General features: G+C 68.9%; 11 protein-coding genes. 7 read left to right on the top strand and 4 right to left on the bottom strand.

The genetic code is table 11. From position 1 onward, the window contains the following. Nucleotides 1–48: 48 nt before the first annotated feature. Nucleotides 49–804: a cell wall hydrolase gene (locus ASF18_RS12515; RefSeq protein WP_348271399.1), complete on the top strand. Its 756-nt coding sequence runs from the start codon at nt 49–51 to the stop codon at nt 802–804. Nucleotides 805–1,380: 576 nt separating this feature from the next. Here the strand turns inward: ASF18_RS12515 and ASF18_RS12525 are convergent. Then, entirely contained in the window at nt 1,381–3,330 is a 1,950-nt protein-coding gene (locus tag ASF18_RS12525) for a potassium transporter Kup (protein ID WP_056211597.1), read from the bottom strand. 215 nt (nt 3,331–3,545) lie between these two features. Next, nucleotides 3,546–4,853, bottom strand: coding sequence for a flavodoxin-dependent (E)-4-hydroxy-3-methylbut-2-enyl-diphosphate synthase (ispG, locus tag ASF18_RS12530; protein WP_056351993.1), 1,308 nt, complete (start codon nt 4,851–4,853; stop codon nt 3,546–3,548). A 353-nt stretch (nt 4,854–5,206) separates the two neighbouring features. Between ispG and ASF18_RS12535 the strand changes: the two genes are divergently transcribed. From ASF18_RS12535 to ASF18_RS24150, 6 genes are all read left to right on the top strand, one after another. After that, nucleotides 5,207–6,319: a patatin-like phospholipase family protein gene (locus ASF18_RS12535; RefSeq protein ID WP_056351996.1), complete on the top strand. Its 1,113-nt coding sequence runs from the start codon at nt 5,207–5,209 to the stop codon at nt 6,317–6,319. Nucleotides 6,320–6,376: 57 nt separating this feature from the next. Continuing rightward, on the top strand, nt 6,377–6,997 hold the full coding sequence (locus ASF18_RS12540) for a sigma-70 family RNA polymerase sigma factor (protein WP_056276178.1): 621 nt from the start codon (nt 6,377–6,379) through the stop codon (nt 6,995–6,997). 111 nt (nt 6,998–7,108) lie between these two features. Continuing rightward, nucleotides 7,109–7,903 (top strand): anti-sigma factor, encoded by a 795-nt coding sequence (locus ASF18_RS12545; RefSeq protein WP_244472684.1) that lies wholly within the window; start codon nt 7,109–7,111, stop codon nt 7,901–7,903. A 257-nt stretch (nt 7,904–8,160) separates the two neighbouring features. Further along, entirely contained in the window at nt 8,161–9,021 is an 861-nt protein-coding gene (locus ASF18_RS12550; RefSeq protein WP_056352001.1) for a phosphatase PAP2 family protein, read from the top strand. 436 nt (nt 9,022–9,457) lie between these two features. After that, complete coding sequence (locus ASF18_RS24145; RefSeq protein ID WP_162239173.1) at nt 9,458–9,733, top strand: hypothetical protein; 276 nt, start codon at nt 9,458–9,460, stop codon at nt 9,731–9,733. A 28-nt stretch (nt 9,734–9,761) separates the two neighbouring features. Beyond that, complete coding sequence (locus tag ASF18_RS24150) at nt 9,762–9,932, top strand: hypothetical protein (RefSeq protein ID WP_162239174.1); 171 nt, start codon at nt 9,762–9,764, stop codon at nt 9,930–9,932. A gap of 161 nt (nt 9,933–10,093) precedes the next feature. On the opposite strand, the gene ASF18_RS12560 is transcribed toward ASF18_RS24150, so the two are convergent. After that, on the bottom strand, nt 10,094–10,843 hold the full coding sequence (locus ASF18_RS12560; RefSeq protein ID WP_056352008.1) for a TerC family protein: 750 nt from the start codon (nt 10,841–10,843) through the stop codon (nt 10,094–10,096). Nucleotides 10,844–10,946: 103 nt separating this feature from the next. Continuing rightward, a complete protein-coding gene (locus tag ASF18_RS12565; RefSeq protein ID WP_056352011.1) occupies nt 10,947–11,870 on the bottom strand; it encodes a lipid kinase in 924 nt (307 codons plus the stop codon). Nucleotides 11,871–12,167 lie beyond the last annotated feature (297 nt).

A 12,167-nucleotide genomic window follows, 5' to 3' on the forward strand; every position in this document is an offset into this window, starting at 1 on the left:
GCGGTTCCTGGTCTCGGTGGTTGCAATACCTATGCGGGTGCACCCACGGTGACGGGTTCGACGCTCGCAGCCAAGCCGGTGTCCGTCACCGATGAAGAGCGCGACTGTCTCGGTCGGGCGATGTACTTCGAGTCGAATCGCAGCGACGCCGAAGGCCTGCTCGCCGTCGGCACGGTGGTCATGAACCGGCTGGAGGCCGCCGCCTTCCCGAATGGTGGGATCTGCTCGGTGGTCGGCCAGCCCCGGCAATTCGCCCCCGGTGTCCTGACGAAGAAGATGGACGACAAGAGCCTGCAGAAGGTCGCCGAGGTGACCGATGCCGTCCTCGATGGCCAGCGCCACCCGAAGGTCGGGCGAGCGATGTACTTCCACACGGCCGGCCTGCGCTTCCCCTACAACAACATGCACTACGTGGCGGTGGCCGGCGGCAACGCCTTCTACGAGAAGCGCAAGCCCGGCGCCGTGGAGCAGGCCACGCCGCCCGCGCCCGCCACCGCGCTCGCCTTCGCCTCGGCCGAGGCCCCCGCGGCGCCGACGATGCCCGTGGTCGCGGCTTCGGTTTCCCCCGCGGCCGCCCCCATCCCCGCCCCGGTCGAGACCGCGGCTGCCCGCGCGACCCCGGCCGCCTCGGTGCCGGACCATCGTGCGGCCCCGATCCGTACGGTGCGGGCCACCGTCGACGAGAAGCCCGCACCCGCGGCCAGGGCACCGAAGGCCGCCCACAGCCGCGTCGCCCTGACGCCGGCCGCCCTGGCTCCTGAGCCGCTGATCCCGCCGCCCGTCCTCAACCTGCCAAGGCCGTGAGCCGGCCCCCGGGGAACCGCCGCGAGCCGCGAGCCGCGGGCCGATTCCCGACGGGCCTCGGTTCCGGCGCTCTGCGTGCCGCTTTCGGTCGCGGAGACTAACGGGGCCGCCACCCTAGCTGAAATCGCACCTTTTCCTTACCGCAGGTCGCGATGAACATGGTTCGGCCGATCGCCCATCTCACAAAGGCGGGCACGCGTGCGATCGTCCGTGCCCTCACTGGGGGCTTCGATGCGCTGACGGGTCCGGTCGGACGCCTGAACGATCGCGTCGAAGCGCACCTGCGCGATCGGACACCGCTGCTCAGGGCCTATTATGCGCGTCCCGCGCCTCGGCTCGCCGCGCCGTTGCCCGTCCTCGACGGGCCCATCGATCTGGCGCTTCGTGGTGGAATCCGCGAGACCGCGCCGAGCCGACCAGCGGAGACGACGGCGCCGCAGCCATCCGCCATGGCATGAGCCAGGTGCCGCCCTCCGAAGCCACCTGATCCGCTCACTGCGGTGGCGCTTCGCCCGAATGTCGGAAAACCCGCCCGTCGCGGCCCTTCGGACCGGGAGGCCGCCTTCGGCACGGTCCCTACACGGTCACTTGGGTCCCGACCTCGACCACGCGGCCGGTGGGGATCTGGAAGAAGTCCGTGGCGTCGTTGGCGTTCTTGGCCAGGGTGATGAAGATTCGGTCCTGCCACAGGGGCATGCCCGAATGGGCGGCCGGGCGGATCGAGCGGCGGGACAGGAAGAACGACGTCGCCATGATGTCGAACTTGAAGCCCTGCTTGCGCAGCAGCGTCAGGGTCCGGGGGATGTTCGGCGTCTCCATGTAGCCGAACTTCATCACCACCTTGTGGAAGTGCGGGCCGATCGGCTCGATGTGAATACGGTCGACCTCGGCGGCGCGGGGCGTATCCACGGTCTCCACGGTGAGCACCACGTTCTTCTCGTGCAGCACCTTGTTGTGCTTCAGGTTGTGCAGCAGGGCGGCCGGGGCGATGTAGGGGTCGCTGGTCAGGAACACCGCGGTGCCGCGGACGTGATGCGGCGGGCTCTTCTCCAGCATGCTGACGAGCTCGGTGAGCGGTACGTCGGTCTTGCGCGTCTTGTTGATCAGGATCCCGACGCCGCGCACCCAGGTCCACATCATGACGATCAGGGCACCGGCGAACAGCAGGGGTACGTAGCCGCCCTCGAACACCTTCAGCATGTTCGACAGGAGGAACAGGAACTCCACCGCCGCGAAGGGCAGGATCGCGAGGCCGGCGGCCCAGGGCGACCATTTCCAGGTCTTCCACAGCACCAGGAAGGCGAGGCTGGCGGTGATCAGCATCGTGCCCGTCACGGCGATGCCGTAGGCCGAGGCCAGGGCCGCAGAGGAGCGGAACAGAACCGCCAGGATCACCACGCCGACCATCAGCAGCGCGTTGATCTGCGGCAGGTAGATCTGGCCCGAATGCGATTCGGAGGTGTGGCGGATCTCCAGGCGCGGCAGCAGGCCGAGCTGGATCGCCTGGCGCGACAGGGAGAAGGCGCCGGTGATGACGGCCTGGCTCGCCGTGACGGTGGCGGCGGTGGCGAGAAGCACCATCGGCAGCAGGCCCCATTCGGGCACGAGCTGGAAGAACGGATCGGTGGTGTCGGGCTTCGACAGCACCAGGGCCGCCTGACCGAAATAGTTCAGGACGAGGCAGGGGCCGACGAGGCCGAGCCAGGCGATCTGGATCGGCCGGCGTCCGAAATGGCCGAGATCGGCGAACAGGGCCTCGGCCCCCGTCACCGCCAGGAACACCGCGCCGAGCGCCACCAGGGCGCCGGTGCCGTGCCCGAGGAGGTAATGCACCGCGTAGTACGGGTTGAGGGCCCAGAACACGTCGGTGTTGGCAGCGATGTGGGGCAGGGCGGCGAGCGCCATCGCGGCGAACCACACCACCATCACGGGGCCGAAGAAGGAGGCCACCTTGCTGGTGCCGCGCACCTGGATGAGGAACAGCGGCACGATGATCGCGATGGTGATCGGCAGCACGTACGAATCGAAGGCCGGGGTGACGAGCTTCAGGCCCTCCACCGCCGAGAGCACCGAGATCGCCGGCGTGATGATGGCGTCGCCGTAGAACAGCGAGGCGCCGAGCAGACCGAACATGAACACCACGCGGGAGCCGCCGAGCGCCGTGCGGGCCAGTGCCATCAGCGAGAGGATGCCGCCCTCGCCGTTGTTGTCCATCCGCAGCAGGATGACGACGTACTTGATGGTGACGATGAGGACGAGGGCCCACAGGATCAGCGAGGCGACGCCCAGCACCTCCTCGCGCAGCAGGATGCCGTCGGCCCGCGCCGAGACCAGGGCCTCGCGGAAGGCGTAGAGCGGGCTCGTCCCGATGTCGCCGTAGACAACCCCGACGGAACCGAGGACCAGCGTCCACAGGCCCGCCGGGCCGTGGGCCCGGGCGGTCTCGGGCGAGGCCTCGGCGGCCGGAGGTGCACCGGCGCCGTCGGGTTTGGCGGCGGGCGCGCTCGAAGGGGCGGTTTGCGTCATTCGGCTCGATCGAGGCTCGTGGCGAGCCCAACGTCTCGCGGCGCGGGTTTGCTCGCGCGCGAGAACGCCGGGGCCGTCCCGACGGGGTCGGGTGGCGGGGGACGGTCGCGTTCACGCTATCATGCGGCGCAGGACGCGAGAACGGCAACCTGGTCGCGGTTGCCGCTCATCGGGGTTCGAGTCCGGATCGCGTCCGGCAGCTGCGCGTCAGGAGGCTACTCGGCGGCGGTGCGGGTACCCGTGCCGAAGCGCCGCTCGATGTAGTCGGTCACCACGGTCTCGAAATCCTTGGCGAGGGTCGGTCCGCGCAGGGTCATGGCCTTCTTGCCGTCGATGAAGACCGGCGCCGTGGGGGTCTCGCCGGTGCCCGGCAGGGAGATGCCGATATCGGCGTGCTTCGATTCGCCGGGGCCGTTCACGATGCAGCCCATCACCGCGACGTTGAGGCCTTCGACGCCCGGATAGGCCTTCTTCCATTCCGGCATCGAGTTGACGATCCAGCTCTGGATGTCGCGGGCGAGTTCCTGGAACGTGGTCGAGGTGGTGCGGCCGCAGCCCGGGCAGGCGGCGACGAGGGGCACGAAGGTGCGGAAGCCCATGGTCTGCAGGAGTTCCTGCGCGGCCTTAACCTCCACGGTGCGGTCGCCGCCCGGCTCGGGGGTCAGCGAGTAGCGGATGGTGTCGCCGATGCCTTCCTGCAGCAGCACGCCGATGGCGGCGGAGGCGGCCACCAGGCCCTTCGAGCCCATGCCGGCCTCGGTGAGACCCAGATGGATGGCGAAGTCGGAGCGGCGCGCCACCTCGCGATAGACCGCGATGAGATCCTGCACCGCCGAGACCTTGGCCGACAGGATGATCTTGTCCTGGGACAGGCCGAGTTCCACCGCGCGCTCGGCCGAGCTGAGGGCCGATTGCACCATGGCCTCGCGCATCACCGCGCGGGCGTCGATCGGCCGGGCCGAGCGGGCGTTCTCGTCCATCAGGTGCGTGAGCAGCGCCTCGTCGAGGGAGCCCCAGTTCGCGCCGATGCGGACGGTCTTATCGTAGCGGATCGCCTGCTCGATGATGGTCGAGAACTGCGTGTCCTTCTTCTCCTTGAAGCCGACATTGCCCGGGTTGATCCGGTACTTGGCCAGCGCCTCGGCGCAGGCCGGATGGTCGGACAGGAGCTTGTGGCCGATATAGTGGAAGTCGCCCACCAGCGGCACGTGCACGCCGATGCGGTCCAGACGCTCGCGGATCTTCGGCACGGCGGCAGCCGCCTCGTCCCGGTCGACGGTGATGCGCACGAGCTCCGAGCCGGCCCGGGCGAGCTGGGCCACCTGGGCCACGGTGCCGTCGATGTCGGCGGTGTCGGTGTTGGTCATCGACTGGACGACGATCGGTGCACCGCCGCCCACCGTGACCGCGCCCTCACCGGATCCGATGGTGACGCCGACCGTGCGGTGGCGTGGGCTCGGGCCTGCGATCTCGGGGCCGGTGCCGCTGATCGGGTTGACGGGGGTCGCGTCCATGATGTCCATCGTTGACTGTGCGCTCCGAGGAACGTCCGCCGCCGACCGGGAGCCTCCGATCGGGCCGGTCCGGACCGGGGGCGGCGTTCCGATGCCGCAAACTCTACGCCCTCGATCGTTTAGCTGAGATGACGGCGGGCGGGCGTCAAGTCCGCTGCGTCACCGGGCGTTCCGGATGGCACAGCGAACACGCTGATCGTATTCGGCTTCTCCCATGTCCCATCCGGGCGGCGATGTCGAGTTTCCGGACCGGACCGGGTGGCAGGGCTGCGTCGCGGACAGGGAACCGCTGCATCTTCCCGCCTGTTTGTGGCCTTGCGGCATCATATATTGCGCTGCAGCATAAACGTTGGGAGATCCGCATGCTTGATCCGCATCAGCAGCCGACGGTCGATTCGCTCATCGACGTCCCGGTCGAACGGGACCTGCGGATGCAGCCCGCCGCCAAGACCCGTGTGATGGCGGGTCCGCATGCGGAGAAGACCGTCGCCCTCGCCCTTCAGGGCGGCGGCGCGCACGGCGCCTTCACCTGGGGCGTGCTCGATGCGCTGATCGAGGACGGGCGCCTCGGTTTCGAGGCGATCACCGGGGCGAGCGCCGGGGCGATGAATGCCGTCGTGATGGTCGATGGCTGGCTCGAGGACGGGCCCGGGGGCGCTCGCCGGGCCCTGGAGCGGTTCTGGCGCGAGGTCAGCCTCGATGGCGACTTCTGGCCGGCTCAGCGCCGCGCCTTCAGCGGTCTGTTCGAGTTCTGGTCGAACAATCCGATCGCGGAGTTCTGGAGCCGGGCCCTGAAGACCAGCCCCTACACCTCGAACCCGCTGAACTACAATCCGCTCCGCAAGGTGCTCGCCGCCCAGGTGGATTTCGAGCGCCTGCGCGCCGCTGAGACCGCTGCGGTGTTCGTCTCCGCCACCAATGTCTGGACGGGCAAGCTCGCGGTGTTCGAGCGCGAGGCGCTGAACGTCGATCACCTCATGGCCTCCGCCTGCCTGCCGACCGTGTTCCAGGCGGTGGAGATCGACGGCGTGCCCTACTGGGATGGCGGCTATCTCGGTAACCCGCCGCTCTATCCCCTCTATCGCGGGGCCGAGACCCGCGACATCGTCCTGGTGCAGATCAACCCGGTGGAGCGCCGCGAGACCCCGCGCACGCCGCAGGAGATCCAGGACCGGCTCAACGAGATCACCTTCAACGCCAACCTCATGCGCGAACTGCGCGCGATCGACTTCGTCGACCACCTCATCGCCGAGGGCGTGCTCGGCCGGGGCGAGTACCAGTCGCAGTACGTCCACCGCATCGACGGCACGGGCGCCCTCGACGAGTACCAGGCCTCCTCGCGCCTCGATGCCCGCTGGCGGGTGTTCGAGCGCCTGCGAGACAAGGGCCGCGGTGCGGCTCAGGCCTGGATCGCCGAGAATTACGAGCAAATCGGCCGAACCTGCACCCTCGATCTCGAGGCGACCTACCGCTGATGCGCGTCCACACGCCGCGGCTGGATTAAGAGCAGCGGTTCGTGCGTTGATGCTCTTATGACGACCGAACCAAACCGGCCCGGCCCCGCTGCCATCGTCGACCTGCTCGTGCCGCTCCGGCGCTACGCGCGGGCCCTAACGCGCGACACGCTGCGGGCCGATGACCTCGTGCACGATGCGCTGGTGCGGGCCCTGGAATCGGGCCAGGCGGCGCGGCCGAACACCAACCTGCGCACCTGGATGATGACGGTGCTGCACAACGTCTTCATCGACGAGCAGCGCCGGAAGCGGGTCGAGGCCCGCCACGCCGATACCCTCGTGCAGATGAGCGAGGAGATGGCGCCCCCGGCCCAGGAGGCGCAAGTCCGCCTTGCGCAGATCCGGCGCGCCTTCCTCACGCTGCCGGAAGAGCAGCGCGCCGCCCTTCACCTCGTTACCCTGGAAGGTATGGCCTATGCCGATGCGGCGGCCGTCCTCGGCATCCCCATCGGCACACTGATGTCGCGCCTCGGGCGGGGCCGCGCCGCCCTGCGGGCCTTCGAGGAAGGTGAGCGCCAGGGGAGCGGTGTCGCCGAGCGGCGCCAGCGCCTCGCGGCCGAGCGGCCGCGCCTGCGCCTCGTCGCCCAGGACGAGGACGACGCATCGCACCGAACGGGCCGCGCCGTCGGCGACACCTGAGACGTTTTCGAAGACCGGGACGGAGCGCCATAGGCAGGCCGATCCGTTCTCAGCGCGGCCGGGACTCCTCGTCCGGGGACGCGCCCCCTGTATCCGACCGGAGCCGACGCCATGGACCAGACCGCGATGATCGATCCGATCACCGAGAATGACCTCACCGCCTTCGTGGATGGGCAGCTCGATGGCCTGCGCCGCCTCGACGTGGAGGCGCACCTGGCGCGCAATCCCGAGACCGCCGCGCAGATCATGGCCGAGCTGCACGACCGGGACGCGCTCCGGCAGGCCTTCGCCATTCTTCCCGGCCCCGGACCGGAGCGTAACCGGGCCGCCGCACGGCGCCTCGACCGGACTCTGGCCTGGCGCCGGTTCGGTGACCGCCTGCGTCGCGCCGCGGTGATCGCGCTCCTCGTTGGCACCGGCTGGCTGGCCCATTCCGACGGGCCTTTCCTCGGCGTGCCGGACACGTTCGCCTCCCCCGTCGATCCGGCCCTGGTCGCCGATGCCCGCCACGCCCGCGAGGCGGCGCAGGTCCGCGCCCGCATTGCCGCGCAGCGGGGCGATCAGGCCCAGGCTTATGATCGCGCCGGCATTGCCGCAGCTACCGGCATCGCGTTGCCCGACCTGCCGGCGGACTGGACGGTGCGCGACGTGCAGATCGTGCCGGCCCGCAACGGCACCGGCATTGAGGTGGTGATTGACGCCGGCAAGCTCGGCGAAGTCTCCCTGTTTGCCACCCGCAGCCTCGACGGCCACGTCGCTCCGAGCGAGGTCACGAGCCCCGGCGACGGCGAGACCGCCTACTGGACCGCCGGTCACTCGGCCTACGCCCTCAGCGGAGGTCACGACCACGTCGGTCTCGAATCCGCAGCACGCAACCTCGCCGGCCGGACCGCAACGAAGCTCTGATCGGTCGTCGCGTCGGTCCGGCGCCTGCATTGCCCGGTTTCCGCGACGCGGCGCTCTCCCGGCGCGTCGATCGCCTGTGTCGATGCAGGACGACCAAGTCCGGTCATTCGCCTCTTCCGACGTTTTCCGGGAGCCCGAAAGAAACATCGAAAGCGATTTCGTCAGCGTTCAGACGAGCCGTGCCATAGGCCTGTTGTATAGAAACCCTATACTCCGATGGCACTCGCTCTGTGCCGACCTCTGACGCCGAGACGCCGATGGCCCGCCTGCTCCCGACCCTGATGTTCCTGGCCGCCCTGCCGGTGGGGATTGCCCCTACGGCGGTTCGGGCGGAGGAGACTGCGCAGAAACCGGCCTCGGCCCCCGCCGTCGGTGTCACGCCCCTGACACCCGGCAAGGCAGCCCGGGCACCCTACCTCTCCGAGGCACAGGCGCCCGACACCGTCGCGATCCTCGGAGCCCCGCCGCGGGGCCAGTCGGCGGCCGAGTCGGCGGACAAAGCCGCGTTCGTCGCAACTCGGGCCCTCAAGGGAACGCCGCGCTGGACCCTGGCCACCACCGATGTGGCCGATGGCGCCTCGGCGATCCTTGACGACTTCGCCTGCGTCATCGGCCAGCGTATCGAGCAGTCCCGGGCGCCTGCCCTGATGACCCTTCTGGAACGCGCGCGCCTCGACATCGCCCAGGCCACACGTGGTCCGAAGCTGCATTACCGCCGCCTGCGCCCCTTCGTCGGCAACGACGCGGAGATCTGCGTGATGCGGACCTCCGACCTCGGCAATGCCTTCAGCTTCCCGTCAAGCCATGCGACCCAGGCCTGGACCTACGCGGCGATCATGGCGGCCCTGATGCCCGAGAAGGCGACGCAGTTCTTCGTCCGGGCCCGCTCCTACGGCGAGAGCCGTGTCGTCTGCGGTCTGCACTGGGCGAGCGATATCGAGGCCGGGCGCACGGCTGCCAGCGCCGTCTTCGCCGCCCTTCAGGGCGACGCCGGCTTTCGGGCCGATCTGGAGAAGGCTCGCGTCGAACTCGGCAAGCTCAGGGCCGCCGGCGGTCCGGCTCCCGACCAATCCGTCTGTGCCCGCGAGGAGGCCGCCGCCCGTGAGCCGATCCTGTAGTGTTTGACCGGCGACCCAGCGTTCCAGAACTTCATCACTGAGCAGTACCGGATCGGTTACGCCTTCGAGCATCGCTTCGGCCCCGCCCCGATCTTCCGGTAGAACTTCCGCTACCAGCATGTCGACGCGGACCTACGCTAGACCCAGATCGACGCCCTGAGCGACGATCTCACCCGGGCCCTGCGCTCCACGGGCCGGATCACCAACGTCCTCGACGCGTTCGCGGTCGACAACCAGATCGAGGCGCACGTTGCCACCGGTCCCGTGCAGCGCACCCTGCTCACCGACGAACTCATGCCCTCTGTGAGCTTCGCGCCCTCCTTCGCACCACACTTGGGCTCGATCGCGACGGGACACCGTTCCAGTCGACGGAAGTCCAGCAGATGGCGGCATCAAGTTCAACGTGCCGGGCACCAACGTCGTCCCGAACACCGCCATGTTCGACACCACCCAGACCAACGTGCTGCGGCCCGACCCCGTCAATCCGTTGGTCTTTCAGGCCGCCGTCGGAGAGGCGCAGGCGCGCGGCGCGGAACCGGAGGCCGTCGCCAATCTCGGACCCGGCTTCAACATCCTGGCTGCCTACAGCCACGTGGACATCCGAACGACCCGGAGCCTGGGCAGCCCGGAGACGGTCGGGCTCGCCCTTTCGGGCATTCCCGGCAACCCCTTAAAGATGCGCGCGACCTCCGCGCTAAGCCCCGAGTCTTGACCTCTACGGTCTCGGGGTCGGCGGCGGCATGCGCGACGTTGGCACCGGCCCCGGCAACCACGTGCCGGGCAGCTTCCGCAACGCCACCGTGACTCTGTTCGATGCCGTACTCGGCTACGAGTTCGCACGGATCGATCCGAAGCTGCAGGGCATGAAACTGCAGGCCACCGTCCACAACCCGTTCGATCGCAACTATTAGACCTGCTGCCAGGCGGGCTTCTGCTATCGCGGTCAGCCGCGCCGGTTCGTCGCGAGCCTGATCGATCTCTGAGAACGCGCCGCCCGCCGGAGGGAGGCCCGGCCGATCACCCCGGCCGAGCCTCCTCGAGGGTTTTCCCGTGAAACGTTAACGACGTTTCCTCAGGGTTTGGTGATCGTTCCGGTCTGGGCACGCCTGCGGCGTCGGGCCAGCATGTTCAGCCCCTCCACACCCGCCGAGAAGGCCATGGCAGTGTAGATGTACCCCTTCGACACGTGAGCACCGAAGCCTTCGGCGATCAGCGTCATGCCGATCATGATCAGGAAGCCCAGCGCCAACATCACCACCGTCGGGTTGGCGGCGATGAAGCGCGACAACGGGTCGGCAGCCAGCAGCATCACGGTCACGGCGGTGACGACGGCGATCACCATGATGGGCACGTGCTCCGTCATGCCCACCGCCGTGATGATGCTGTCGATGGAAAATACGAGATCGAGGACGAGGATCTGGCCGATGGCCGCGGTGAAGCCGAGCCGCACAGCGCTGCTCCCGACCGTTTCCGGCTCCGGATCGACGGTGTGATGGATCTCCTTCGTGGCCTTCCACAGCAGGAACAGGCCGCCGGCGATGAGGATCAGATCGCGCCAGGAAAAGCCCTTGCCGAACACCTCGAAGACGGGCTGCGTCAGTGCGACGATGTACGCGATGGTGGCGAGGAGGCCGAGGCGCAGGATCAGCGCGAGGCCGATGCCGATGCGCCGTGCCTTCTGCTGGTGCTCGGGCGGAAGCTTGTTGGTCAGGATCGAGATGAAGATGAGGTTGTCGATGCCGAGCACGACCTCCATCACCACCAGGGTGGCGAGGGCCGCCCAGGCGGTGGGGTCGCTGGCGAGTTGAAGCAGGCTGTCCACGGTGGCCTCGTCGAGTCAGTCAGGGCCGCTCCCCCGGACGGCGTCGCGCCGGGAGCGGGGATGGAGAGGGGCGGGGCCGGTCCCGGCCCCGAATTCGGCTCGGTCAGGCCGTCGGGCCGGGGCTGCTCGCGGCCACGCCCGGCCGTTCGGCCGGGGCCGGGCTGAAGATCCGCACCGCCTTCGGCACCACCTTGAAATGGGCGGGGGTGTAGGTCGACAATTCGCCATCGGTGTTCACGGGGCGCGGCTTCTTGGTCTTCACCACGATCTCGGTGGTGCTGAAGGCCCGCACGTCGGCCGCCTTGCCCTGAGTGCCCTTGCGCAGGGCCGGCAGGAGCATCAGCAGCCGCCACCAATGGGCGACCTCGAGGCTGTAGAAGTCGAGCTTGCCGTCGTCGACGGTGGCCGTCTCCTCCACGGTCATGCCGCCGCCGTAGTGACGTCCGTTGCCCACCGAGACCTGGATGGTGCGCACCGTCTCGGTCTGACCGTCATGCTCGATGTAGACGGTGAAGGGCCGCATCCGCCGAAGCACGCGGACCGCCGCGATGCCGTAGCCGAGGGTGCCCCAGGTCTTCTTCGATTCCGCCGTGAGGTCGCCGGCGAGGTCCGCCGAGAAGCCGATGCTGGCGACGTTGAAGTAGTAGTGCCCGTTGACGCAGCCGAGATCAGCCGGGCGTGCCTCCGCGCTGGTGATGAGGCGAGCGGCCTCCACCGGGTCGACGGGCAGGCCGAGGGAGCGGGCGAGATCGTTGGCCGTGCCGAGGGGCAGGATGCCCAGAGGTAATCCCGTCTCGACCAGAGCGGGCGCGGCCGCGTTGAGGGTGCCGTCACCGCCACCGAGGATGACGAGATCGCAACCCTGCGCGTGACGCTTGATGACCGCGGTGCAGTCGGCGTCACCCGGCGGCTCGAAGGGTTCGATCCCTCCGGCGCGGAGGACGTCGCGGACCTCGTCGAGGGAAAAGCTGCCGTTGCGGGCCTTCGGATTGACGAGGAGAAGCGCCTTGCGGGAGGGCGCGCTCATCGGGGGGCTCCGGTCTGGCACGGATCAGGCTGACGATGTGGGAACGGGAGACAACGAGGGACCATGAGGCTCGACACCCTCCGGTGCGTTCGCGCCGCGTCAGCGCAAAAGCATGGAAGGGTCCGACATCACGGTCAACGCCTCGACCGCCAGAGGGGCCCGGACCCGATCCACAAGGTGGGTTCAGGCTTGGCAATGACAAGAGCCCCTCGGCACAAGAGTCGGTGCCGCGGCGCCTGGGTCCGTGCGCGACGCATCCCCGCAATCCTCGCACCCGTCCACACTTCCGAACCTGGG

It is taken from the genome of Methylobacterium sp. Leaf89, assembly GCF_001422215.1.
In the GTDB taxonomy this organism is placed as follows: Bacteria; Pseudomonadota; Alphaproteobacteria; order Rhizobiales; family Beijerinckiaceae; genus Methylobacterium.

Bases quoted from the DNA above. Each gene is read 5' to 3' on its own strand.
- ispG (WP_056351993.1), bottom strand. From the start codon at position 4,853: ATGGACATCATGGACGCGACCCCCGTCAACCCGATCAGCGGCACCGGC.
- ASF18_RS12550 (WP_056352001.1), top strand. From the start codon at position 8,161: ATGGCCCGCCTGCTCCCGACCCTGATGTTCCTGGCCGCCCTGCCGGTG.
- ASF18_RS12540 (WP_056276178.1), top strand. From the start codon at position 6,377: ATGACGACCGAACCAAACCGGCCCGGCCCCGCTGCCATCGTCGACCTG.
- ASF18_RS24145 (WP_162239173.1), top strand. From the start codon at position 9,458: ATGTTCGACACCACCCAGACCAACGTGCTGCGGCCCGACCCCGTCAAT.
- ASF18_RS12545 (WP_244472684.1), top strand. From the start codon at position 7,109: ATGGACCAGACCGCGATGATCGATCCGATCACCGAGAATGACCTCACC.
- ASF18_RS12525 (WP_056211597.1), bottom strand. From the start codon at position 3,330: ATGACGCAAACCGCCCCTTCGAGCGCGCCCGCCGCCAAACCCGACGGC.
- ASF18_RS12535 (WP_056351996.1), top strand. From the start codon at position 5,207: ATGCTTGATCCGCATCAGCAGCCGACGGTCGATTCGCTCATCGACGTC.
- ASF18_RS12565 (WP_056352011.1), bottom strand. From the start codon at position 11,870: ATGAGCGCGCCCTCCCGCAAGGCGCTTCTCCTCGTCAATCCGAAGGCC.
- ASF18_RS24150 (WP_162239174.1), top strand. From the start codon at position 9,762: ATGCGCGACGTTGGCACCGGCCCCGGCAACCACGTGCCGGGCAGCTTC.